Consider the following 21,516-nt stretch of genomic DNA (forward strand, 5'->3'; position numbering starts at 1 on the left):
AAGACCCTCCCGCCGTCCCGATGCAGACCTTACGAAAGGCATACGGTGCCGCGGATCGATGGCCCACCAGCCTGCACGTGGTGCACGATCGAAGGGTGAGCGAACCAACAACCCGGCGCGCGTCCGGCATTTCGGCCGCGGTGATGGCGCTGGCACTGGTGGCCCTGCTCGCCGCCGTCGTCTGGTGGACCGTCACCACCGATCCGTCCGCGGAGTGGGTGTCTCCCCTTGGCACGCTGGCCGCCTGGATTGTCTTCTTCCCGGCGGTACTAGTGGCGCGCCGGATCCCGGCGCGGCACGCGGCCGCCGTCGTCCTTCTGGGCTCGCTCTTGGTAGGAGCCGCGGCCATCGCCGCACCGCCGGCCACCAGCAACGACTCCGCACGCTATGCGTGGGACGGCATCGTCCAGAAGGCCGGAATCTCTCCATATGCCCACGTTCCGGCGGACGAAGCGCTGCGGCCGCTGCGGCCGCCGTGGCTGTTCCAAGACGCCGGGCCGGATGGAACATGCCATAGCAATCCCTTCCCCACAGGTACGGAGACCACCACCGACATTCCCGGCGGCAGTACCCTGTGCACGGCCATCAACAGGCCCGCCGTGCCCACCGTCTACCCGGCGGTGGCAGAACTCTATTTCCTGGCCGTGCGGCTCGTCCCGGGTCCCGAGGTTGGATTCATCGCCTTCCAACTGGCAGGGCTCCTGCTTAGCCTCGCCATCACGGTGGCATTGCTGGCGTTCCTGCGCCGCACCGGAAGGCCCGCGCACCAAGCCGTCTGGTGGGCCTGGTCTCCGCTGGTGGCTTTTGAAGCCATCAACGGGGCGCATGTGGATGCGTTGGGCACCGCCCTGGCCTTGGCGGCGGCGCTACTGCTGGTGGGCGGGCGCACACTGGGTTCCGGAGTCGCCTTTGGCGCGGCCGTGGCCACCAAGCTGATCCCCGTCATCAGCGCCCCGGCACTCCTGTACCGGCGGCCGTTCCGCTTCGGCGCGGCCGCCGTGGCCACGTTCGCCGTGGTGTACGTACCGTACGTCCTCGCCAGCGGTTGGGCTGTCCTGGGCTATCTTCCCGAATACCTTCGTTCGGAGGGGTACGACGGGCAGGACAGCCCGCGGTTCGCTTTGTTGAAGCTGGTGCTCCCTGCCAGTTGGGCGGCGCCGGCCGCACTCGTGTTGCTGCTTGCTCTCGCCATTTACGTGTGGCGGACCACCGACGTCTCCCGGCCGTGGGACGGGCAGGTCTTGATGGTCGGAGGGATGCTGCTGGTCGTTTCGCCCAGCTACCCTTGGTACGCACTGCTGCTTCTGCCGTTCGTCGTGTTGAGCCGTCGCTACGAGTTCACAGCCATCGCGCCCGTGCTGGCCCTGATGTATTTCACCGGCGCCGAACCCTACGGCCCGTTGGCGGAGCGACTCGGCCTGGGGACCGTCGTCGCGCTCCTGGTGGTTGCAACGGTCGTGAGACGACGGCGGCAGCACGCAGTGGCGTAATCGGGCGGCCATGCTGCTGGTGCGCTAGCTCTGCTCAGGCAGATCCTTGCTGGTTGCCGTTGACTCGTTCTCGGGCATTTCTTCGCCCCAGCGCGCAGAACCGAGCCAGCGGATAACGGCCACTAGCTTGCCGCGCAGTTCCTCCACGCCGACTTCGACGCCGGGAGTCAGATTCCGGTCAAGCGCCCGGGCCTGGACAAGGGCCGTCCGGCCCGACTCGGAAACAGCCACCCGCTGCGAGCGCCCGTCCAGGCGGCTACGTTCCCGGGTAATGTGCCCATGCGCCTCCAACCTCGAAAGCGTCTGTCCCATGGTCTGCGCCCGCACCTGGACTTTGGTGGAAAGCCGGGCCTGCACCATGGCCCCTTCCGCGTCGAGAACCTCCAACGCTATGACACCCGCATGGGTCAGGCCCAAGACAGCAAGCTTTTCATTCCAGGCATGCTCGACCAGTCGCGCTGCAGTTGAGAGCAACCGTGGAGTCGTCCAGTCGTTTAAGTCCGGCATACATCCACCATAGTAAGCCTGCTTCCTAAGTGCGGGATGCCAGTGTGAAACGACCCGCGCCAGGAGCATCGTTGGCGTGATCGCCACACCGTGTTGGAACCCGCTGGAATTCAGGGAAACCGGCCGGCCCATTATGCTCGGCATATGTCGCCGGATCGCCTTCTTACTGAGCTGGCCAACAGCCTTGACCGCCTGAGCGTCCTCGCTCGCCAACCCGAGGACATTCTGACCCGTCCTGTCCCTGCGTGCCTTGGCTGGACACTGAGGGATCTCTTCGGGCATCTGGGGTCGATCGAACGTTGGGCAGCCCAAATTGTCCTTTCGGGCAAGTTCGTCGAGGAACCTGAACCACCGGTCACCGGAGCCGAAATGTGGTTCCTCCAAGGCGCGGACGCCTTCCTCGCGACAATGTCGGCACTCGAACCCGAGGAGCCGTGCTGGAACTTCGGCCCGCCTCCGCGCAAAGCCGGGTTCTGGCGCCGGCGCCAGGCACATGAACACGCCGTCCACCTCATCGACGCCTGCCAAACATCAGGGTTGACAGACCCTGTTTTCGCAGAAGATTTCCTGCTCGACGGAATCGACGAAATCCTGACAATGTTCACTCCGCGACAGCTTCGCCTGGGACGGATGCCCCAGCCGAAAGGGGCAGTGATCTTCCACGTACCCGGAGCCCGGAGCTGGAAACTCGGCCAAGGGGTAGCCGAGGCCTCCATTGCCGCCCCGCTGCACGGGATGTACCTGGGGCTCTGGGGCCGCTCCAACCTCGCAGAAACTGCTCTCATCGAAGGTGACAAAGCGCTTGCCGTCCAGGTTCTGCAAGGCCCCCTCACCCCCTGACCACCTGGTTTTTCGGCCTATATGCATAGCGGCGCGCAGCCATTCCCCCGGCCATGTTCCGCGAACTCGGCGAAGGCGCCCCGGCCGGCCAGCTACTTCAGCAAGTGCACGATCGTGGTTTCAGTGTCCGCCGGATCTGGTGTCGGATCTCCGTAGATCTCCCACGAATGCCCGGCAGACTCCCTATGATTCGCCGCCATCCACTCCTCGATCGTCTTGTATGCCTCGTCCATGCGGTGGTACGGCCCACGGTGGACTGCCACGGCAGCCTGGCCCGCGGGGGTTTCGGTTGCATGAACCTCGCCCGCCGGTTCAAAGGTGCGCGTGACTTCGACGCCGAAGTCGCACAGAAGGGGTGCGTCAGGCGTGTTCGGGTGGTGGTAGACGAAGATATTGTGGCCGTCCGTCCACAGACCCGGCTGACTGCGAATGAAGTCCCAGACCAGCGCCACAGCAGGGCCCCATGCCGAGCCGACTTCGCCCGGAACGACCTCACGCCGGACGGCGGCCAGCATGCGGGGGCGAACAGTCTGTACGTTGACGGGGACCGACATGCAGGAGTCGGCTAGTACTTGTCCGCAGAGTCGACCGATTCCCCGACGGTGACTTCAGGGGCCACGTTCGGGTCGCCGCCGACCGAGCCGATGAACGTCTGGATCTCTGGGTCACCGAAGAATTTCTGGAATGCTTCTGTCGATTCCCATTCATCGACTACGAGGACAAACCCGTCGCCGACCGCGAACTGATGGTGGATGGCCCCAGCAGCCCGGCCGCGCTCCCCCCATTGGCGATACTCGTCAGCGCGCTCCTCCAGCGACTTGGCGAAAACGCTCGTGTCACCGGATACCTTGGTTGCAATGATGACGGACATGATGTGACCTCCTATGGCCTGTACTCAGCTCGTGGCAGCCAGCCACGCGACGATCCGCCTGAAAGGTCTGACACGAGAAAGACCATACTCATTCCGCCCTGTAACCGCCCGAGTGGCCACTACTTGTCATTCGCGGCGACCTGCCGACGGGTTCTCTAGTTACTGAACCCGGATAGGATCTCCGGGTACCCAGCTTCCGGAACGTCCTGAAAGAACCGCATCGCATGCCGCACCTTGACCCCGCCCTCCCTCTCAACACCTTGCCGCAGATGCTCCTGGAGGTTGCCGCCGTCGAGCGCAATATCGGCATCAAAGAGGCCTGGACACGCGAACGCGGCATGGTGCTGGCCCCGCATATCAAGACCACCATGACGGGCGAGATTGTCCGTCGGCAGTTGCCCGGTTCCTGGGGCGTGACCGTGGCGACCACCGCGCAGGCCGCGCAGGCCATCGAGTGGGGTGCCACCAGGATCCTCATCGCGAACGAGGTGCTGTTCCGCGGCCACCTCGAGGAGCTCCGCGCCCGGCTGACAGCCTCGCCGGAGCTGGAGATCTACTGCCTGGCCGATTCGACGGCGGGCGTCCAAGCCATGGCCGAAGTGTTCGAACACTCGCCACGGCCGCTCAACGTACTGATCGACGTCGGGACCGCCGGCGGCCGCACCGGGATCCGCAGCGAAGCCGAAGCCGGGCCTCTCGCTGCTGAGGTTCGTGCCGCCCAGGGATTATTGTTGGCCGGCGTCAGCGCCTACGAGGGCGTGGCACCGAACACCAGGACCGATGCAAACCTGGCCGGGATCGATTCGCATTGCCGCCTGGCCCGCGACATTTTCGACGAACTGCACGCCACTTTCGAGGTGGATCTGCCGGTGTTCAGCAACGGTGGCTCGGCGTTCCAGGACCGTGCCGCCGCGTTCCTGCCGCACAGCACCTCCGTCAACGTGCTCCGGTCAGGCTGCTACGTCGTGCACGACCACGGCACCTACCAGAGCGTCTCGCCAATCCCGGGTCTCACCGCCGCCGTCGTGGTTCGGGCACTGGTCATCTCCGCCCCTGAACCCGGGCGCGTTGTCCTGAACGCGGGCAAGCGGGAGTTGGCGTACGACGCCGGCCTGCCGGTGATCGTCTCCCGATTCCGTAACGGGGCCCTCCTGCCGGACGGCGAAGGCGCCACGCTGACGCGCCTCTTCGACCACCACGCCATCGTGGACGACGCAGAAGGCCTGCAGGTCGGCGATATCGTGGATCTGGGCATCTCCCACCCTTGCTCAGTGTTCGACCGCTGGCGTGAGATCGTTGCTGTCGGTGATGACGCCGTCGAGACCTGGCGGCCTGTGTTCTAGATGGTCTTACTCTTTGGTTTCCCAAGGGAAGGATTCAACGCGCTGCAGTGCCTTCTGAATATCCTTGACGCGCGATTCAAGCCCCAGATCCACAAGGTGTCCCAAGCCGTACGTCAGCCACGTCCGCCCGAATTCCCTTTGCTTCAGAGATAGGACAGCCTCACTCGAGAGATCCAGAGCCCTTAAGACACGCTGGCGAGGCGTCGGCCGCCAATCGAACCATCCCTCGATAAGGTCTGCCACCACTTGGACAATGATGTCCGCAACCATTTCATCGTCTCCCGGGTCGGGCCCGCCAAGGTTCGCTTAGGACCATTATCTGCCCTGCCTTGCCTCGTGGGAGAGCGTTTCCAGCCACGTACGGCGACGGCGCCGCCGGCCCAGTGACACGAACGGTCCTTGATAGCGCCCCCATTCCGGCATTGCCCAATCTGGCCGGCCGGTCCCGGGAATTCGGTTTCGCCGTCGATCAGGGCGTCGACGGCACCTACATGTACCTGATGGACGTCCGCAATGCCCCCGAGTTCGATCCGTCCGTGCACAGTTCCGGCACGAACCAGACCTTCATGCCCAACGGAATGATGGTCGCCCGGGTCATCTTCGGCACCCCGGCTTTCATCTCCCCAGACGCAGCCAGGTCCTGGATGGCTACCGAACAATACAAGCAGCTCAAGGCACTTCTGCTCAGCCTGAAGTACGCGTAGCCGGGATCTGCGGGCCGGCAACCATGCGGAGCGAGCGGCGAGTTTCGCGCCCAGGTTTTTTGGACGCGAGCGTACCTTTTCCGTGAACACAAACGATTAAAAGAGTGCGGACAAAACCGATCCAACCCTCGCAAAGGCCGCATGACAACGGCGCGCCGTGCAACCCGGGAAAGAACACATCGATGACACTCACTGCCGAGGCCATTCACACGCTAGAAGAGATCGCCGTTCGCTTCAGCCCCGACGGCGCCCCGTTGGCCGTCCGATATGACGGCCGCATCTGGGCCGTGGATCCCGACGCCGCCGCCGCGCATTGGTTCGGGCGCGACGGCGGGCGTCACCGCAGCGCGTCGGCCGCCTCCGACGGCGAAGACCCCGCAGCCGTTGAACACTGGCGGCTACAGGTCCGCCTCAGTTCAGACTCCGCATTGAGCACATTCCATCTGCAGCGGAGTCCGCAATCCCCGGATTGGTTTCTTGCCGACATTAGCGATGCATCGTAGAAGCCAGCCATGCATCACAGCCCACAGAGATAATGAGGGAGTCCCCGTCGAGAGGGTACTGGCAGTGACCCCGGGGGCATGCAGGGTTAGCCATCGGGCCTCCAAACTCGTCTATCGCGGATGTCGCCGCGTTGGCTGCGCACGAATGAGGTTTCGTGGTTGGTGGGGAATGGCTAAGGCGTGCCCTGATGGGCTTTGTGTGTATCTCCCGAAGCTGTGCGATGGAGCAGGGTCCACGCCCGCGCAAGCGATAGATCCACACGGGCGACGAGGAGCGCTGTCAGCAACGCTGCGGCAACGTGGGTGTCCAGCATCAAATCCGGAGAGTGCCCGGCAGGGGATGGCGTCGCGGTCAGCTGCCCAGGCTGCAATCTCGTCGCTGCATGCTGATGTTGGGCGGGCGCGCCAACCGAGAAGGTTCCAGAAAGTCGGTCGAAGGCCAGATGCAGAACCTGCTGGGCCACGCCGCAGAGAACGAGCAATAGCCAACTCGGTAGGTTGATCCGGGCGAGCAGCGAAGCGCACATGCTCAGCAGGGCCGTCAGCGCGATCAGCACAGGCACCCCCGGAGGCACGCCACCCGAGACCAGGTGGGCGACCAAGCCCAGTCCCACCGCCGCCGGTCCGACTTCCCAGCCCGGAAACCTCGGACGTCGACGGGATCTTCGCTCATCCATGCTGCTCTCCCTTCCATCGTTGGACGGGTTCTGCTCTACTTCATGGTGCCGCCGTTTCGCACCTGAAGGAAGACTTTCGGGCCGTTCCACGCCTGGGCGGGAGGTCAAAGGACCCCTACCTGTGGCGCTAGGAGATTAGGAATCCGGGCTTCTTCTCACGGGACGGCGTACGGTTGCCACAACCGAGCTGCTCAACCAGCGCTCACCACTGAAATCTGCGGGACCGATCCCGCCGCACGAGGAGGAATTATGAGTGACTTCAAAGGCAAGACCGCGATCGTCACCGGCGGAGGCTCCGGACTTGGGGAAGCAATCAGCAAAGACCTCGCGAAGAACGGTGTCAACGTCGTCGTCGTCGACATCAACCGAGACGCTGCAACGCGTGTGAGCAACGAGATCACCGCCGCTGGCGGCACCGCGGTTCCCTTCCAAGGCAACACTGCCGTCGCCGAGGACAGTAAGAAGGCCGTCGACTTCGCGGTCTCGCGCTATGGTGCCCTCAACTATGCCGTCAACAACGCAGGCATCGGCGGCGCAAATGCTCCTGTCGGAGACCTCGACGTTGAGGACTGGGACCGGGTCATCGCCATCAACCTGAGCGGGGTCCTCTACGGAATGCGCTACCAGGTCCCGGCCATCCTTGCCGCAGGTGCCTCCGAAGGTGCCATCGTGAACATGGCGTCGATCCACGGCGCCGTCGCTGCTCCCGGCAACGCCGCTTACACCGCGGCCAAGCACGGCGTCGTGGGCCTGACCAAGAATGCTGCGGCTGAATACGGAGCCCAGGGATTGCGCGTCAACGCGATCGGCCCCGGCTATATCGATACGCCGCTCTTGGCCGCCGCGCCGAAAGAAGTCCTCAGTGGGCTCGAGGCGAAGCATCCGCTCGGCCGCCTGGGACAGCCCGAAGAGATCGCGAACGTCACCACGTTCCTACTTTCCGACAAGGCCAGTTTCATGACCGGCTCTTACGTACTTGTCGATGGCGGCTACACCGCCGTCTAAGCTGCTGCCAGCCGGCGGCTCGTGGATCAGGGCGTAGTCCGAGTGTGCGACCCGTTCAGTGAGGGTTACCCGATACCTCCGCACACGCATCGGGCGCTCCGAGCCGGTTCACACCCAAAGTCCGTTCTGGCGCGGCGCTTCCCACCCGGCAAAATGTGACACCATTTGCTCCATGGTTCGTAAAGTTGCATATCAAGGAGAGCCCGGCGCCAACTCCAACATCGCCTGCCTACAGATGTTCCCCGACATGGAGCCAGTACCGTGCCCCAGCTTCGAAGATGCTTTCGAACTAGTGAAATCCGGCGACGCGGACCTCGCCATGATTCCGATTGAGAACTCCATCGCCGGGCGCGTTGCGGATATCCATGTGCTCCTGCCTGAATCCGGATTGCAGATTGTGGGCGAACATTTTCTCAGGATCCGATTCCACTTGCTGGGCATACCCGGAAGCACGCTCGAACAGGCGCGAGAAGTGCACAGCCACGTTCATGCCCTCGGCCAGTGCAGGAAGCTGATCCGGTCAATGGGGCTGAAACCAGTTGTTGCCGGCGACACGGCAGGATCCGCACGGGAGGTCCGCGACTGGAATGACGCTTCCAAAGTCTCGCTCGCGCCTCCGCTCGCCGCCCAGATGTACGGGCTGGACGTCTTGGCAGAAGACGTCGAGGACGACGCCACCAACACGACCCGGTTTGTCGCCCTGTCAAGGGAGCGTCGGCAGCAAACCCGCGACGAGTTGCCCGGTCCCGTGATCACGAGCTTCGTCTTCCGGGTCAGGAACGTACCCTCGGCCCTGTACAAAGCCCTGGGTGGTTTCGCGACGAACGGCGTGAACATGACGCGCCTGGAAAGCTACATGGTGGGTAACGAGTTTGCTGCCACCACGTTCATGGCCGACGTTGAAGGGCACCCATCCGACACACCCGTGCGACTCGCGCTCGAGGAGCTGGAGTTCTTCACCGATGAGGTCAGGGTTCTCGGCGTATATGCTGCTGCGCCTTACCGAAGCCTGGGCTTCACCGATTCCGGCAATCCGGGCACAACGCCTGCTGGCAATCCAAAGCCCACTTTGTCGCTTTAGTGGCTATCCCGCGTGCGTGAGCATCGGCAAGACCCACGCGATAATCACCGGAAGTTTGAAAACAGCAGTGACGAAACAGGCCGCGACGGCAAGCGCCCATACCGCCCGCCGTCGTCGGGCCCCCACGACTTCCGTCCTGACAGCGTCGAAGGCCCGCTGAAGAGCGACAGCGTCCCCGGGCCCCGCAGGCTGGCGGTGCCAGGTTCCCGGCAACGCGGCAACGGCGACAATGCGGGCGATCTGCTCCGGAGTGAGGACCGGTCTGCGCCGGTTAAGCCAGCGCAACAGCTGACCATCGCTCAGCACAGTTATGCTCTCGGGCCGTTCCCGGACCGTGATGCCCTTGGGCTCCACGAACACCAGGACACCGGTGACCTCCACCGCCAGACCTGCTGCTGCGGAGAGGAGCTTGGCGGCTCGGGCCGCCTCGTGCATGGCGTTGGGAAGATAGCGCTGTCTCGTGCCGGCCACCATCAGAGTGCGGCCAGCCACCCAGATTCTCTGGTTTGAATGATTCTTGGTGTTCACTGTGTACACCCCTGCCGGCCCGATCAACACATGATCAATGTCTGACGTGCCGGCCCCGGCCGGAACCGCATGAAGGACTGTCCATTCCGGTCCCAGCCGCGCCAGAACCCGAGCCACCGCCAATTCCCCGACGGCGCCCGTGTACCAGGGGCGGCTGTCTGCGGTCAGCGGGTCAAGCCCGAACACGCGCCCCAGCCGGGACCGCGGAGCGTCCCTTTCCCGCACGGCCAAGAGCTCGGCCATCACGGCCTGTCCCGGTACCCGGTCAGTCAGCAGCCCGGGACTGAGCTCGGTGCCTGGACCTTTGCCGGGAACCTCCGGCGGGTCCGGAGGCAGACCTGTACCAGTCGGGAAAGGGTCGGGGATCATGGGCTTTCGCATTGTCGTTGGTACACAGGACCGATCCTAACGGTGCCGGGCGAGAATACAGGCAGCACATTATCGGCGGCCCGACTGATCTGCGGACCGTGCATGGCCGTCGGGGCCTGCAACCTCCTGGACCAAAAGCCCAGGCGGGCCACCACCCGCTACACGCACTCCGGGCGATACCCCGGATCTGCGGGGCCGCTCTGGAGAAGCGCGTTGGAGACGAGAGACCACACGTTCGGGTCGTTGGGAGATTGATCGTGTTCGAATGTGTCGAGCGGGCAGTAGTCCTGCAGAACAAGGTTGGACATTTGCTTGAGCGGCCCAACAAGAGCCTGGCTCGTATAGGGCGTCACGACCTCGTCGTAGCGGGTCGAGATCACTGTGTACGACGGCCCCGGCACGGCGTCGCCGATCGAATTGAGCTCGGTCATGAATGCCGAGCCGGCATGCTGGTCCGCGCAGGCCTGGCACAGGGTGCTCGTTGCGGTCGTGTCGAGAATCATCCCTGCGGGCGACGGCGCGATCAGGCCTTGGGTGCCATGGTTCGACGGCGCAATGCCAACCAAATGGTGCACATACTTGGCGCCGTCGAGGAAGCCGATGTAATAGCGCGGCATCATCCCACCTTGGCTGTGGCCGACGAGATCTACCTGCTTCGCACCGGTTGCGCCGAGAACTGAGCGAACGAACGTCGCAAGCTCAGCCGCGGAGTCCCGAATTGGCCCGCTGGCGGGGACACCGTTGACTACTCCGTAGTTGAGCGAGAAGACGCAGTACCCCTGATTCTTAAGTACGGGCGAGAACAGCGCCCAGTTCTTGTACATCGTCTCGAACGTCCCTGGGACGAGGACTACCGGGTACGGATGCACGCTCGACGGCTTGCACGTCCAGTCATTGGCTCCGGGCGGGTCCGGCGAGATCGAGTCGGCCTGAGCCGCGGGTGCGGCGAAGAGTCCAATCGTGAGCGCCGCAGCGGCGAGGACGGCGGTGAGTCGGAATCGGCGCATGGCCTTGCCTTTCTCCTGGCCGCGAACCCCTATGTCCGCGGCATCCCTAGCTACTTTGGGGTAACTTACCGCCGGGTTGCAATACCGTGCTGCAAACTTGAGAAAACGTGCACCCCGCTGGTCAACCCCGGACCGTATCGAATGCCAGACCAATCACCGACTGATCGTCCCGCCCTGATCCCAATCCTCTGGACGGGTAGGGCCAGCGGCGCCTAGGCTGGTTGTGTTGCCCCGGACCCCGGCAGCGCGTCTTCAGCGCATCCGAGGAGGCAACCACTTGCCCTTGACCAACCAGCCTTCACCGTCCGTGCCCGCGTTGACGATGCCGCCACGACCCACTCCGCCAAGGGCACGGATCAACAAGGTCACGAGCAGCTATGCGGACCTCCTGAAATCCGTCCGGGAAGCGGGTCTGCTCCGGCGGTGCCGACGCTACTACCTCCTCCTGCTGACGATCCTGGCCGTGGTGGGAACGGGGATCTGGGTGGTGTTCTTCATCTTGGGAGACTCCTGGCTTCAGCTGGCCGTGGCAGGCGCCTCCGGCGTCGTCTTCACGCAGTTCGCCTTCCTCGGCCATGAAGCAGCACATCAGCAAGTGTTTGCGTCCCGTTCCGCGAACGAGTGGACTGCACGCCTCATTGCCACCCTGGTGGTAGGCATGAGTTTCGCGTATTGGACCGACAAGCACTCGCGCCACCATGCACGCCCGAACATGGTCAATCATGACCCGGACATCGCACAGGGTGTGGTCATCTTCCACAACGAAGTGCCAAGCAGCCGCGGAAGACTCGGCCGTGCCCTCGGCAAGCACCAAGGCTATTTGCTCTTCCCTTTGCTCTTGTTCCTCGGATGGACGCTGCATATTGACTCGTTGAAGTATTTGCTTCGGCGAGGGCCAGTGAAGTACCGGTGGCTTGAGATCGCCCTGCTGGGTCTGCACTTTGGCGCCTACGTCGGCCTGCTTTTCCTCGTGCTGTCCCCCGCGATCGCCGTCACATTCATCGTGGTACAGGTCGCCGTGTTCGGTCTGTACATGGGAGGAAGCTTCGCGCCGAATCATAAGGGGATGCCGATCTTGTCCGAAAACAGCCGGGTGGACTTCCTGACACGGCAGGTGGTCACGTCCCGCAACATCGCCGGAGGACGATTCGTGACCTTGCTCATGGGCGGGCTTAATCACCAAATAGAACACCACTTGTTCCCCGATATGCCCCGCCCGCACCTGCGAGAGGTCCGTCAGCTCGTCAAGGCGCACTGCGATGCCGAGGGGATCGCCTACACCGAAACGGGGCTGCTGCACTCGTACGCAATCGTGGTTCGCTACCTTAATACGGTAGGACTCGCGGCAGCGGATCCGTTCACCTGTCCCGTGGCCGGCGAATACCGGCGATAACCAGCGGCCGGCGGCACAGACCCGTCCGGAAGACCACGATGCTTGCCGCCGTTTCCGGTCCCAGACAGTCCACGCGATGAGTGCCGCAAAGACGATCACTGCCAGCGCGGCGGCTGGGTCCAAGGTCAAGGGATGCCCCAGACCATCACGCACCAGCACGGCGATGCTAGGTCCGGGCAAGAAGCCTGGTCAACAGGAACCGCAAACGGCGCAGCGGCCGGGGTTCCAGCAAAAGAGATTGCCTCTCGCCGCGAAAGGCGGCGGGACCTACTGTGGAGCTATGGACGCCACAGCAGCTCACGCTTTTGCGATTCCGCCGGTATCAGTCCACCGCCCCACGACTGCCGTTGAAGACGTCATTACCCTCGTGGCCGGCGTTTGGCTCCTCACCGGAACCTATGTTGACGGCTGGGCGCACAACAACCTCCGCGACCTCGAGACGTTCTTCACTCCGTGGCACGCGATCCTCTACTCGGGCTTCGCGGCGTGCGCCCTCTGGATCGCCGCCCTGACCTGGCGCCGCCACGCACCCGGCACACGGTGGACCGAAGCCATCCCCGCCGGGTATGGGGCCGCCGCAGCCGGGGTCGTCCTCTTCCTGATCTCCGGGATGGCGGACTTCGCCTGGCATTCGGTGTTCGGCATCGAGCAGGGCCTCAAGGCGCTATTCAGCCCGTCCCATCTGGGGCTCGCCACGGGAGGCTTCCTCATCCTCGGCGCGCCGTTCTCCTCGGCATGGCACTCACCCGAACGGTCATGGCCGCGGCTGATACCAGCCGTCGCGAGCGCCATGCTCTCCGGCATGGTCGCGGCATTCATCCTGCAGGAATTCACGGTCTTCGCCCGTCACGGGCTCATCCAGACGTACATCTCCGCTCCCGGGGCGGAGCCCGCGGTGACGGTGCCGACGTCGTCGTCCATCATCGTGTCCTTGGGATCGTTCTTTGTCTCAACGGCTGTGCTTTTCGTGCCCGTCCTTTTGCTTTCGCTACGATGGCGCCTGCACGCCGCCGTGCCCGCGGCCATGGTGCTGCTGCCCTCGGTGGCCCTGCAGATCATGGTCGCGCTGCGTGACGCCTGGCTCGTTCCGGCGGCCGTCGCCGGAGCCGTCCTCGTTGGATTGCTGTGGGCCATGGTGCGACCCCGCCCGACCAGCCACGCGCGGCTAATGATCGCGACAGGCCTCTCCCCCGTCGTGTTCTGGGCCCCGTACTTCGCCGGTGTGGCGGTCCACGACGGGGCACTGAGCTTCTCCCCTGAAATCTGGGGCGGGACACTCGCCTGGACCGGACTGGAAATGCTCGCCCTCGCCGCGCTTACCCTCAAGATAGAAGCCACAGCGGGAACCATCCAGGCGTTACCGACTCACTGATTTGTCAGCCGTGCCGATCATTGCGCAGGGCTGATGTCCCTCACTGCCTGAGGTCGAGGGCTTCGAGTAATCGGTTCACTGAGCCGCCGAGGTTCCAGTCCGTAGCGAGACGCTCGAGTTCAATGCGCGAGTCCCCGACGACGGGGCGCAGCAGCGCTCCCGCCTCGTCGAGCGTGGGCAGTGCGAGGTCGCGCACGACGTTCACAACAACGGGCGCAACAGCCAGATAATCGGCGGAAGCGGCGAGTTTCGTCCTTACAGGCGCGGACAGCCCGCTGCCTGGATCCCTCGCTGCAGCGAGCAACTGGTCGAGCGTGCCGTACGTCGCGAGCAACGACGCGGCCGTCTTTTCACCGATCCCGCCCACACCCGGCAGCCCGTCCGATGCGTCGCCGCGTAGCGTCGCGAAATCGGCGTACTGCTCGGGCAGCACTCGATATTTGCCCACGACGACGGCATCCGTCACGACCTCAAGGTTCTTCATGCCCCTCGCCGTGTAGATGACGCGCACCTGGCGGGCATCATCGACCACCTGGAACAGATCCCGGTCGCCCGTCACGACGTCGACGGGAACCCCGGCGTGGCTCGCGTAGCTGCCGATGACGTCGTCGGCTTCATGGGAGGCAGCCCCGACGACGGCGATCCCCGCAAGGCGGAGGACCTGCCGGATCATGGGAACCTGCAGCTGGAGCGCATCCGGTACCACTTCGACGTCGGGCGCACCCTCGACCGCCTCCGCCACCCGATGCGACTTGTACGTCGGGATGAGATCCACGCGCCACTGCGGGCGCCAGTCTTCGTCCCAGCACGCAACCAGCTGTGTCGCCCCATAGTCGGTGGCGAGCCGCGCGATCATGTCCAGCAGACCGCGAACGGCGTTTACCGGGGTGCCATCGGCGCGGCGGATCGAATCGGGCACGCCGAAGAAGGCGCGAAAGTAGAGCGAGGCCGTATCAAGGAGCATCAGGCGGTGAGGCATAACCGATCCTTACATCCACAAGCGGCAAAGGGCAGGTGCTTTCCAGTTTCCCGGAGAAGCACCTGCCCTTGTAGCGACGTGTTACTTCTTGGCGCGGCGGCGAATCACCGCTGTGGATGCCGCGCTCGCGGCCAAAGCGCCTGCGCCGACCAGCGACCACAGGATCAGGTTGGACTCTGCAACAGTGTTGGCCTCGCCACTTGCTGTGCCAGCGGCGGTAACGCTGGAAACAGCAGCAAGTCCGGAATTGCCCTTGCCGTTGCCGCCGCCATGGTTGCCGCCCCCGTTATTGTTGCCTCCGCCGTTGCCGGAATTCACAACCACGGCTGCCCAGCGCCTGTTGCCGGACGTGGCGCCGACAGCGCCGATCATGTAGTTGCCGCCGTCGGTGAAGGTAATGGGCGTTGAGAAAGCGCCGGTGCCGTCAGCAATCACGCTGAAGTTGGACGGAGCGGGCCTCCCGCCGTCCGAAGCCTTCTTGCCGCCGGTTCGCTCGAACGTGATGTTGACTGTTTCGCCGGCGATGTAGCCGCTACCGGAGAAAGTGATGGATCCGCCGCGAGATATGGTTCCGTCAGAAACGGTTCCGTACTCATTGCCCGGCGCCGGGTAGGTGGTGGATGCTACGGCCGGCGCGGTGCCGGCCAGTACGATTGTTCCTGCAAGTGCAAGCGCTGCAATAGACTTCTTCATTTGTCCCCCCTGAGACGAATTACGGAATTCACGTGAATAGTGGGGAATACAGATCCCCTGCGATTGCGTGCTGAAATCCCAAATGTCTAGCCAGCGACGACGGTATCATCCACAGCTGCTCAGGTCGACAACGTGGTGCGGCAGCCCTTCATTTCTTTCCCTGAGCCGCTATTTGTGACGTGTCGCGCTGGGTGGCGGCCCAGCTGGCGAGGACTTTCAGTGCGTCCTCGGAGGGGGTTCCGGGGTCAGCCGTGTAGACGTTGATGCGCAGTCCCGGGTCTGCGGGAAGTTCCAGCGCTTCGAAGCTCACGTCAAGGTCGCCGACGATCGGGTGGTGAAGGTGTTTGCGGCCGGCGCGGTGGTACTTCACGTCGTGACGGGCCCACCGCGTGCGGAACTCTTCGCTGCGGGTGGAGAGTTCACCGATCAGGTCCGTGAGATCCCTGTCGTACGGGTTTTTTCCGGCGGTGGAGCGCAGGACCGCGACGATGTCGTCCGCTGCGCGTTCCCAATCGGCGAAGAACTCCCGCGCTTTGGGGTTCAGGAAAGTGAAGCGCGCGCTGTTCGGCGGAGTGGCCACCTCTGCCATCATGTCCAGATACAGGGCACGGCCCAGCTCGTTGGCGGCGAGGACATCCCCGCGATCGTTGCGAACCCAAGCCGGCGCTGCTGTAATCGCATCGATGACGCGTTGCACGCTCGGCCGCACTGTCTGCGGGCTGTGCTTGCGCCTCACCCTTGGGGAGGCGGTGGCGGCACGGGCCAGGTCAAAAAGGTGGGCCGTTTCGGCGTCGTCAAGCTTCAACGCACGCGCGAGGGCTTCGAGGACACTGTCCGAGGCGCCGGAGAGGTTTCCGCGCTCAAGGCGTATGTAGTAGTCGATGCTCATCCCGGCGAGCATCGCGACTTCTTCGCGGCGCAGTCCGGTAACGCGCCGGTTGCCGCCGTAGACGGGAAGCCCTGCCTCGTCCGGGGTGATCCTTGCCCGGCGGGAGGTCAGGAACTTCCGCACGTCCTCGCTGTGTGTCATGGCATCCACGCTACGCCGGGTCGATCGGCCAAGGGAGGCACTGGCGTTACCCTGAACGGCCGTGACTCCCGGTCCGTATGGAATCACGGTTGCATGGAGAGCATGAAACCTGAACCCGCAACAGCCTCCCATTTGGGAGCGATCCTCGCGATCATTCTCCTCAGCTACTTCATGATCCTGCTGGACAACTCGGTCATCTTCACTGCCCTGCCGAGCCTGCAGGCGGAGCTGCGGCTCCCTGCTCACCGCGAGCTTCCCGGAAGGCCGTGAACGCACCCGGGCCGTTGCCTTGTACGGCGCTACCGCAGGCATCGGCGCCAGCCTGGGGCTGGTCATCGGCGGGGCGCTGGCACACTGGATCTCCTGGCGGGCTGGATTCTTCGTCAATGTACCTATCGGCGCCGCGATGATCGCACTCGCGCCGCGGTTCATCCCGGAATCAGGCCGGGCCCGCGGCCGCTTCGACGCCTTCGGCGCGCTCAGCGCCACCCTCGGTGTCGGCGCTCTCGTGTTCGGCATCATCAACACGGTCGACGCCGGCTGGAGCTCGCCGGTCACGGTCACGGCCGTCAGCGCCGGCGTCGTGCTCCTGGTCGTGTTCGTGCTGATCGAGCGTAGGGCGGCCCAGCCGATCATGCCGCTGCGGCTGTTCGCGAGCCGCCGCCGAACCGGCGCCTATGTGGCGCGCTTCCTGTACTTGGGCGCGATGATCGGGTTCTTCTTCTTCACCACGCAGTTCCTGCAGGAAGTGCTCGGCTTCGACCCGCTGCAGTCCGGCCTCGGATTCCTGCCCATGACCGCGGTGAACTTCGCCGTCGCGATGGGCATCCCGCGGCTCATGGGCAATTTGCCGGGTTCCATCCCGCTCGTGGCCGGCATCCTGATCACTCTTGCCGGGATGTTCTGGCTCAGCCGGGTCGGTGTCGACTCCGCGTACCTGACCGGGGTTGCCCTGCCGATGGTCCTCATCGGCGCGGGACAGGGGCTCGCGTTTGCGCCCCTGACCTCGTTCGGCATCATCGGAGCCCCCGCGTCCGACGCCGGCGCGGCATCAGGCCTGGTGAACACCTTCCACCAGGTCGGCACTTGCCTGGGGCTTGGAATCGCAGTCGCTGCCGCGGCGACGGTACCGACCACGAGTTCCGCCGTGGCGCACCTGGCCGCCCAGGTCGGCGCCGCCCTCACGACAGGCAGCATTCTCCTGCTCCTCGCCCTGGCCGTTACAGCGGCCCTCATCCTTCCCGCGGACCTGGCCGCCAGCCGCGCCGGGGCCCGCCGGGAAGTTGCGCCGGCGCCGCAACTCGAAGCCGCGCGCTGAATTTCCGGACCACCCGTTTCAAAGGGGGTACTGACGTGCCCTCCCACATCCGCGCACACCTGAATACTGTGAAAGGCATGGACATGGAACTTACTCTCAACAACGGCGTCACAATGCCAGCCCTGGGCCTGGGCGTCTTTCAAAGCGCCCCGGAGCAAACGACGGCGGCAGTCGAGGCCGCGCTGGCCACCGGCTACCGGCACATCGACACCGCCGCCGCGTACGGCAACGAACGGGAAGTCGGCGAAGGCATCCGCCGCTCGGGCCTGGATCGGGCAGAGGTCTTCATCGAGACCAAGGTCTGGGTCAGTGACTATGGCTACGACCGGTCCCTGCATGCCTGGGACAAAGCGACGGGCAAGCTCGGCGTCGACTACCTGGACTTGCTCATCCTGCACCAGCCCGCACCCGACCGGTTCGAGAAGACCATCGCCGCATACAAGGCACTGGAGACCCTGCTTGCCGACGGGCGCGTGCGGGCGATCGGCGTCAGCAACTTCATGCCCCACCACCTGACGCAACTGCTCGACTCGACCGGCGTCGTCCCGGCCGTGAACCAGATCGAACTCCACCCGTACTTCACCCAGCCGGACGTCCAAGCCGCCGACGCCGAACATGGTGTCATCACCCAGGCCTGGTCGCCCATCGGAGGGATCACCTTCTACCCAGGATGGGGAGGCCAGGAGCGGCGGAACGTCATGCAAGACCCGGCAATCGCCACCATCGCACGGACGCACGGCAAGAGTCCGGCCCAGGTCATGCTCCGGTGGCACCTCCAGCAAGGCCGCTCAGCCATCCCGAAATCGACCAACCCGGCACGCATCGCCGAAAACTTCGATGTTTTTGACTTCGAACTTAGTGCCGCCGAACTCGCCGCCATCGACGCGCTCGACACCGGCAACCGCAGCGGCCCGGACCCGGACGAAGCCCGCGAGGAACGCTTCGCCATGGTCATCCCCGAAGCCTAAAACAGAGAGAAGGACCCACAGCTACGGAGCCCACGAACTGACGCCCGGTGCCAGGCGAAGGTGATCGACGTGACCCAGCACAGTGGTAGATACGGCGGCTTCCGAGGCCGCCGAGAAGGGGCCGAACCGCCCCTCAACGGCCCACCGGGTTTCCTCTTCTATCAAATCGGCGTTGATCCGTGCGCCGGTCATGACGCCCTCGGACGCCGCGGTGATCACTTGGGCCATCACATTGGAGACATTGCCCGCTGCATACACGCCCTGGACGGCCGTCGCACCAGTAGCATCGGTCTCGATAAACCGCCCCACCCCCATGGGGTGCACCTGGGTACTTAGTCCGAGTGATTCCAGCAGCGCGGACCTGGCCTCCATCCGTGTACCGACAGCCACGGCCTGTATGTCGAATGAGGAACCCTGGCGGAGCGTGAGACCCGTGAGGACCCCGTTGACAGCGTCCACTGAGGCCACGGCGCCGTCGACGACTGTTACGGACCGGGCACTGAGCTTGTCCCACTCTTCCTCGGTGGGTTCCACGGTGTCATTGAGGAAAAGGGTGATATCAGGGGACCACTGCCTGAACAACAGTGCCTGATGGACGGACATTGCTCCGGTACCCAGCACCCCGATCCTTTTCCCGCGGATTTCCCAGCCATGGCAATAGGGGCAGTGCACAACGCCCTTCCCCCATTGCTCCCGCAGGCCGTCGATGGGAGGCAGCCCGTCCGTCAGGCCAGTGGTGACCAGAAGGCGCCTGCACGAAAACCGGCGGGTATCACTGAGCGTCACCTCGAATCCGTCGGTAGTGCGCCGTGCGGAAACGGCCTCGGCGTCAATGACAGTTCCTCCGTAGGAGAGCACTTCGTTGCGTCCGATCGACAGGAGTTCCCGTGGGTTCATGCCGTCCCGTGAAAGATAGCCATGCACACCCGCCGCAGGTGCATTGCGTGGTGTTCCGGAATCGATCAACAGCACCGAGCGAAGCGCGCGGCTCAGCGTCGTGGCCGCGCTGAGTCCCGCAATGCCGCCCCCGATAATTACGACGTCATGCCGTGTGGTGTCCATACTGATTCGCCCTTCATGGTGTCCTGAAAGTCCGCAGCCAGCGTCCTTGGGTGCTTAGACAAGCTTTCATCTCGTGTGGGAAATCTGGCAAAATCTTTTGCCGTTATGGCAAACTATGGGTATGGCAAATGAGCTTGATGATGTTCTCGGGGCTGTCGGGCCCCGGCTTAGGGCACTCCGCACGGAACGGGATCTCACCCTCGGGGAGGTGTCCTCTGCATCCGGAGTGTCGGTGAGCACCTTGTCCCGGCTCGAATCCGGCCAACGCAGGCCAAACCTCGAAATCCTGCTGCCCCTTGCGAGGTTGTATGGTGTTCCCCTTGATGATCTGGTCGGCGCCCCGCCCACCGGAGATCCGAGAATTCACCTGCGGCCCATCACCCATGGCGGCATGACGGCTGTTCCCCTCACGCGCCGGCCGGGCGGTTTGCAGGCCTTCAAGATGGTGCTCGCAGGTGATGCCCGTGGGTCCGAGCCCGATCCGCGAGTTCACGAAGGCTACGAATGGCTTTACATCCTCAACGGACGGCTGCGCCTGGTGCTGGGCGACAACGACTTTGAACTCCGCGCAGGAGAAGCCGCGGAATTCGACACCCGCACGCCGCACTGGTTCGCCAGCGCCGACGGGAAACCCGTCGAATTCATCAGCTTGTTTGGACAGCAGGGCGAGCGGATGCACGTACGCGCCCGCCCAAAGCCCGCATAGCCCTCAGGCTGCGCGCACCTGCCCTGTGGTGATGGGCGAGGGCCGGAAGCCCTTGACCGCCATCCAGATGCCCAGCGACAACTCCCAAACGAAGATCGGCAAGGTTGCGAGTCCCGACCACACCGAGATCCCTTGGTTGATACCGAACATCGTTGAGAGCGTCGACGAAAGGAGCAGCGGTCCGCCGATCAGTCCAAGGAGGGGAATGATGCGCGGCACGAGCCCCGAACGGTACATCAGGTACCCGAGCAGCAGCCCGCTCACGCCCGGAACCAGGCTCGGGCCGAGAATGAACGTCCAGCCGCGGACCGCCACGAGGGCTTGGCCCACGGGAACCAAGGCAGGGTCCGCGCCGCCGTTCTGGCGCAAAGTGACAACGGCAAGAAGACTGACGACGCCGATCACGATGACCGCCGCTTCAAACATCCGGGCGGTGACGAAGCCCAGCGCAATGCCCTCGTTCTGCCGTTTGACCACAGGAAACAGCGCGACGGCGGTGCCCACCGCGGAAACCGCGTTGACGAGATCGAGGAAGCAGCCAAAGATGACGGTCGAGTCGGCACCCGGGCCCGTGATGTAGTGCGGATCGTTCAGGACGGGAGAAATCAGGAAAAGCGCCGGGATCGAGCTGACGAACGTCACGATGTACAGGATGCCTGCGACCATCGCGGTCTTCCGCAGGGGGTCCATTCGGCCACGATCAGTTGTCGGGGTTTGGGTGGTGGTTTTCATGGTGTGGTCCTTCTTGGGGATGAAGATGCGGGCGTTCGACGCCGGCTGGCTGGTTTGCGTGGTTCCGGTTTGGGTGATTGCCAGGAGCGGTAGCGCCAAGTCGCGGAGCTTTTGCAGCAGACCGTGGAGCGCGGCTTGGTCTACGGTCCGGGTGCGGATGACGGCGGTCCCGTCGTGTTCGTTGGTGACGCTCAGTCCTTCGAACCAAGCGGCCCAGCGGGAATCAAGATGGCCCTTGACGCGGATTTCATACTCGGACGGAGTGTCTTCCCGGCCTACCGATCTCGCGTTCATCGCCCCTCCTTCTGCCTTTGTGGAGTTCAACCGCCTCTGCGGAT

Annotated in this window: 24 protein-coding genes; 13 read left to right on the top strand and 11 right to left on the bottom strand. The window is 64.2% G+C overall.

Translation table 11 applies throughout. The annotated features are described in order from the left end of the window. Window positions 1-95 precede the first annotated feature (95 nt). Window positions 96-1,490, top strand: a complete 1,395-nt coding sequence (locus VLA65_RS08920) for a glycosyltransferase 87 family protein (protein WP_332602277.1) — start codon at window positions 96-98, stop codon at window positions 1,488-1,490. A gap of 24 nt (window positions 1,491-1,514) precedes the next feature. Here the strand turns inward: VLA65_RS08920 and VLA65_RS08925 are convergent, their stop codons facing one another. Then, window positions 1,515-1,997, bottom strand: coding sequence for a MarR family winged helix-turn-helix transcriptional regulator (locus VLA65_RS08925; RefSeq protein ID WP_059388955.1), 483 nt, complete (start codon window positions 1,995-1,997; stop codon window positions 1,515-1,517). A 144-nt stretch (window positions 1,998-2,141) separates the two neighbouring features. On the opposite strand from VLA65_RS08925, the gene VLA65_RS08930 reads away from it, so the two are divergent. Further along, complete coding sequence (locus VLA65_RS08930) at window positions 2,142-2,837, top strand: maleylpyruvate isomerase family mycothiol-dependent enzyme (RefSeq protein WP_332602278.1); 696 nt, start codon at window positions 2,142-2,144, stop codon at window positions 2,835-2,837. Window positions 2,838-2,929: 92 nt separating this feature from the next. On the opposite strand, the gene VLA65_RS08935 is transcribed toward VLA65_RS08930, so the two are convergent. Continuing rightward, window positions 2,930-3,391 (bottom strand): GyrI-like domain-containing protein, encoded by a 462-nt coding sequence (locus tag VLA65_RS08935; protein ID WP_332602279.1) that lies wholly within the window; start codon window positions 3,389-3,391, stop codon window positions 2,930-2,932. 11 nt (window positions 3,392-3,402) lie between these two features. After that, a complete protein-coding gene (locus VLA65_RS08940) occupies window positions 3,403-3,708 on the bottom strand; it encodes a hypothetical protein (RefSeq protein ID WP_332602280.1) in 306 nt (101 codons plus the stop codon). 224 nt (window positions 3,709-3,932) lie between these two features. On the opposite strand from VLA65_RS08940, the gene VLA65_RS08945 reads away from it, so the two are divergent. The 3 genes from VLA65_RS08945 to VLA65_RS08955 all read left to right on the top strand — a co-directional run bounded on the left by VLA65_RS08945 (window position 3,933) and on the right by VLA65_RS08955 (window position 6,258). Next, window positions 3,933-5,051 carry an alanine racemase gene (locus VLA65_RS08945; RefSeq protein ID WP_332602281.1) on the top strand — a complete coding sequence of 373 codons (1,119 nt, stop codon included), beginning with the start codon at window positions 3,933-3,935 and terminating at the stop codon, window positions 5,049-5,051. 383 nt (window positions 5,052-5,434) lie between these two features. After that, window positions 5,435-5,755, top strand: a complete 321-nt coding sequence (locus VLA65_RS08950; protein ID WP_148667588.1) for a hypothetical protein — start codon at window positions 5,435-5,437, stop codon at window positions 5,753-5,755. Between the two features lie 182 nt (window positions 5,756-5,937). Then, a complete protein-coding gene (locus VLA65_RS08955; protein ID WP_332602282.1) occupies window positions 5,938-6,258 on the top strand; it encodes a hypothetical protein in 321 nt (106 codons plus the stop codon). A 173-nt stretch (window positions 6,259-6,431) separates the two neighbouring features. Here the strand turns inward: VLA65_RS08955 and VLA65_RS08960 are convergent, their stop codons facing one another. Beyond that, window positions 6,432-6,935 carry a hypothetical protein gene (locus tag VLA65_RS08960; RefSeq protein WP_332602283.1) on the bottom strand — a complete coding sequence of 168 codons (504 nt, stop codon included), beginning with the start codon at window positions 6,933-6,935 and terminating at the stop codon, window positions 6,432-6,434. A gap of 249 nt (window positions 6,936-7,184) precedes the next feature. Here VLA65_RS08960 and VLA65_RS08965 point away from each other — a divergent pair, with 249 nt between their 5' ends. After that, on the top strand, window positions 7,185-7,940 hold the full coding sequence (locus tag VLA65_RS08965) for an SDR family NAD(P)-dependent oxidoreductase (protein WP_059388957.1): 756 nt from the start codon (window positions 7,185-7,187) through the stop codon (window positions 7,938-7,940). A gap of 172 nt (window positions 7,941-8,112) precedes the next feature. Continuing rightward, complete coding sequence (locus VLA65_RS08970; protein ID WP_332602284.1) at window positions 8,113-9,021, top strand: prephenate dehydratase; 909 nt, start codon at window positions 8,113-8,115, stop codon at window positions 9,019-9,021. A gap of 3 nt (window positions 9,022-9,024) precedes the next feature. On the opposite strand, the gene VLA65_RS08975 is transcribed toward VLA65_RS08970, so the two are convergent. Further along, entirely contained in the window at window positions 9,025-9,918 is an 894-nt protein-coding gene (locus VLA65_RS08975) for a nuclease-related domain-containing protein (RefSeq protein ID WP_332602285.1), read from the bottom strand. 158 nt (window positions 9,919-10,076) lie between these two features. Continuing rightward, the gene (locus VLA65_RS08980) at window positions 10,077-10,925 is read right to left on the bottom strand and encodes an esterase/lipase family protein (protein WP_284989154.1); all 849 of its coding nucleotides are present in this window, start codon (window positions 10,923-10,925) and stop codon (window positions 10,077-10,079) included. 283 nt (window positions 10,926-11,208) lie between these two features. Between VLA65_RS08980 and VLA65_RS08985 the strand changes: the two genes are divergently transcribed. Together VLA65_RS08985 and VLA65_RS08990 are read left to right on the top strand one after the other, a co-directional pair. Then, window positions 11,209-12,318 (top strand): fatty acid desaturase family protein, encoded by a 1,110-nt coding sequence (locus tag VLA65_RS08985; RefSeq protein ID WP_332602286.1) that lies wholly within the window; start codon window positions 11,209-11,211, stop codon window positions 12,316-12,318. Window positions 12,319-12,598: 280 nt separating this feature from the next. Next, the gene (locus VLA65_RS08990) at window positions 12,599-13,690 is read left to right on the top strand and encodes a hypothetical protein (RefSeq protein ID WP_332602287.1); all 1,092 of its coding nucleotides are present in this window, start codon (window positions 12,599-12,601) and stop codon (window positions 13,688-13,690) included. Window positions 13,691-13,730: 40 nt separating this feature from the next. Here the strand turns inward: VLA65_RS08990 and VLA65_RS08995 are convergent, their stop codons facing one another. From VLA65_RS08995 to VLA65_RS09005, 3 genes are all read right to left on the bottom strand, one after another. Then, window positions 13,731-14,669, bottom strand: a complete 939-nt coding sequence (locus VLA65_RS08995) for a 5'-3' exonuclease (protein WP_332602288.1) — start codon at window positions 14,667-14,669, stop codon at window positions 13,731-13,733. An 81-nt stretch (window positions 14,670-14,750) separates the two neighbouring features. Continuing rightward, window positions 14,751-15,362 (bottom strand): hypothetical protein, encoded by a 612-nt coding sequence (locus VLA65_RS09000; protein ID WP_332602289.1) that lies wholly within the window; start codon window positions 15,360-15,362, stop codon window positions 14,751-14,753. 148 nt (window positions 15,363-15,510) lie between these two features. Continuing rightward, window positions 15,511-16,392 (bottom strand): helix-turn-helix transcriptional regulator, encoded by an 882-nt coding sequence (locus VLA65_RS09005; protein WP_332602290.1) that lies wholly within the window; start codon window positions 16,390-16,392, stop codon window positions 15,511-15,513. A gap of 102 nt (window positions 16,393-16,494) precedes the next feature. Here VLA65_RS09005 and VLA65_RS09010 point away from each other — a divergent pair, with 102 nt between their 5' ends. The 3 genes from VLA65_RS09010 to VLA65_RS09020 all read left to right on the top strand — a co-directional run bounded on the left by VLA65_RS09010 (window position 16,495) and on the right by VLA65_RS09020 (window position 18,678). Next, window positions 16,495-16,662, top strand: coding sequence for a hypothetical protein (locus VLA65_RS09010; RefSeq protein WP_307053749.1), 168 nt, complete (start codon window positions 16,495-16,497; stop codon window positions 16,660-16,662). A gap of 19 nt (window positions 16,663-16,681) precedes the next feature. Continuing rightward, window positions 16,682-17,710 carry an MFS transporter gene (locus VLA65_RS09015; RefSeq protein ID WP_332602291.1) on the top strand — a complete coding sequence of 343 codons (1,029 nt, stop codon included), beginning with the start codon at window positions 16,682-16,684 and terminating at the stop codon, window positions 17,708-17,710. Between the two features lie 83 nt (window positions 17,711-17,793). Continuing rightward, entirely contained in the window at window positions 17,794-18,678 is an 885-nt protein-coding gene (locus tag VLA65_RS09020; RefSeq protein WP_332602292.1) for an aldo/keto reductase, read from the top strand. Between the two features lie 21 nt (window positions 18,679-18,699). On the opposite strand, the gene VLA65_RS09025 is transcribed toward VLA65_RS09020, so the two are convergent. Beyond that, the gene (locus VLA65_RS09025) at window positions 18,700-19,740 is read right to left on the bottom strand and encodes an NAD(P)/FAD-dependent oxidoreductase (protein WP_332602293.1); all 1,041 of its coding nucleotides are present in this window, start codon (window positions 19,738-19,740) and stop codon (window positions 18,700-18,702) included. A gap of 121 nt (window positions 19,741-19,861) precedes the next feature. Here VLA65_RS09025 and VLA65_RS09030 point away from each other — a divergent pair, with 121 nt between their 5' ends. Further along, window positions 19,862-20,446 (top strand): helix-turn-helix domain-containing protein, encoded by a 585-nt coding sequence (locus VLA65_RS09030; RefSeq protein WP_059388964.1) that lies wholly within the window; start codon window positions 19,862-19,864, stop codon window positions 20,444-20,446. Between the two features lie 3 nt (window positions 20,447-20,449). Here the strand turns inward: VLA65_RS09030 and VLA65_RS09035 are convergent, their stop codons facing one another. Next, window positions 20,450-21,472: a DUF4386 domain-containing protein gene (locus tag VLA65_RS09035; RefSeq protein ID WP_332602294.1), complete on the bottom strand. Its 1,023-nt coding sequence runs from the start codon at window positions 21,470-21,472 to the stop codon at window positions 20,450-20,452. Window positions 21,473-21,516 lie beyond the last annotated feature (44 nt).

The sequence above is a fragment of the Arthrobacter sp. S2(2024) genome (assembly GCF_036662515.1).
Taxonomy (GTDB): Bacteria; Actinomycetota; Actinomycetes; order Actinomycetales; family Micrococcaceae; genus Arthrobacter.

Excerpts from the sequence above, each read along its gene's own strand:
- VLA65_RS08995 (WP_332602288.1), bottom strand. The coding sequence starts at position 14,669 with ATGCCTCACCGCCTGATGCTCCTTGATACGGCCTCGCTCTACTTTCGC.
- VLA65_RS09000 (WP_332602289.1), bottom strand. The coding sequence starts at position 15,362 with ATGAAGAAGTCTATTGCAGCGCTTGCACTTGCAGGAACAATCGTACTG.
- VLA65_RS08935 (WP_332602279.1), bottom strand. The coding sequence starts at position 3,391 with ATGTCGGTCCCCGTCAACGTACAGACTGTTCGCCCCCGCATGCTGGCC.
- VLA65_RS08980 (WP_284989154.1), bottom strand. The coding sequence starts at position 10,925 with ATGCGCCGATTCCGACTCACCGCCGTCCTCGCCGCTGCGGCGCTCACG.
- VLA65_RS08970 (WP_332602284.1), top strand. The coding sequence starts at position 8,113 with ATGGTTCGTAAAGTTGCATATCAAGGAGAGCCCGGCGCCAACTCCAAC.
- VLA65_RS09005 (WP_332602290.1), bottom strand. The coding sequence starts at position 16,392 with ATGACACACAGCGAGGACGTGCGGAAGTTCCTGACCTCCCGCCGGGCA.
- VLA65_RS09030 (WP_059388964.1), top strand. The coding sequence starts at position 19,862 with ATGGCAAATGAGCTTGATGATGTTCTCGGGGCTGTCGGGCCCCGGCTT.
- VLA65_RS08925 (WP_059388955.1), bottom strand. The coding sequence starts at position 1,997 with ATGCCGGACTTAAACGACTGGACGACTCCACGGTTGCTCTCAACTGCA.
- VLA65_RS09010 (WP_307053749.1), top strand. The coding sequence starts at position 16,495 with ATGAAACCTGAACCCGCAACAGCCTCCCATTTGGGAGCGATCCTCGCG.
- VLA65_RS08990 (WP_332602287.1), top strand. The coding sequence starts at position 12,599 with ATGGACGCCACAGCAGCTCACGCTTTTGCGATTCCGCCGGTATCAGTC.
- VLA65_RS08965 (WP_059388957.1), top strand. The coding sequence starts at position 7,185 with ATGAGTGACTTCAAAGGCAAGACCGCGATCGTCACCGGCGGAGGCTCC.
- VLA65_RS09035 (WP_332602294.1), bottom strand. The coding sequence starts at position 21,472 with ATGAACGCGAGATCGGTAGGCCGGGAAGACACTCCGTCCGAGTATGAA.
- VLA65_RS08945 (WP_332602281.1), top strand. The coding sequence starts at position 3,933 with ATGCCGCACCTTGACCCCGCCCTCCCTCTCAACACCTTGCCGCAGATG.
- VLA65_RS08955 (WP_332602282.1), top strand. The coding sequence starts at position 5,938 with ATGACACTCACTGCCGAGGCCATTCACACGCTAGAAGAGATCGCCGTT.
- VLA65_RS08930 (WP_332602278.1), top strand. The coding sequence starts at position 2,142 with ATGTCGCCGGATCGCCTTCTTACTGAGCTGGCCAACAGCCTTGACCGC.
- VLA65_RS08960 (WP_332602283.1), bottom strand. The coding sequence starts at position 6,935 with ATGGATGAGCGAAGATCCCGTCGACGTCCGAGGTTTCCGGGCTGGGAA.
- VLA65_RS09020 (WP_332602292.1), top strand. The coding sequence starts at position 17,794 with ATGGAACTTACTCTCAACAACGGCGTCACAATGCCAGCCCTGGGCCTG.
- VLA65_RS08940 (WP_332602280.1), bottom strand. The coding sequence starts at position 3,708 with ATGTCCGTCATCATTGCAACCAAGGTATCCGGTGACACGAGCGTTTTC.
- VLA65_RS08975 (WP_332602285.1), bottom strand. The coding sequence starts at position 9,918 with ATGATCCCCGACCCTTTCCCGACTGGTACAGGTCTGCCTCCGGACCCG.
- VLA65_RS09025 (WP_332602293.1), bottom strand. The coding sequence starts at position 19,740 with ATGGACACCACACGGCATGACGTCGTAATTATCGGGGGCGGCATTGCG.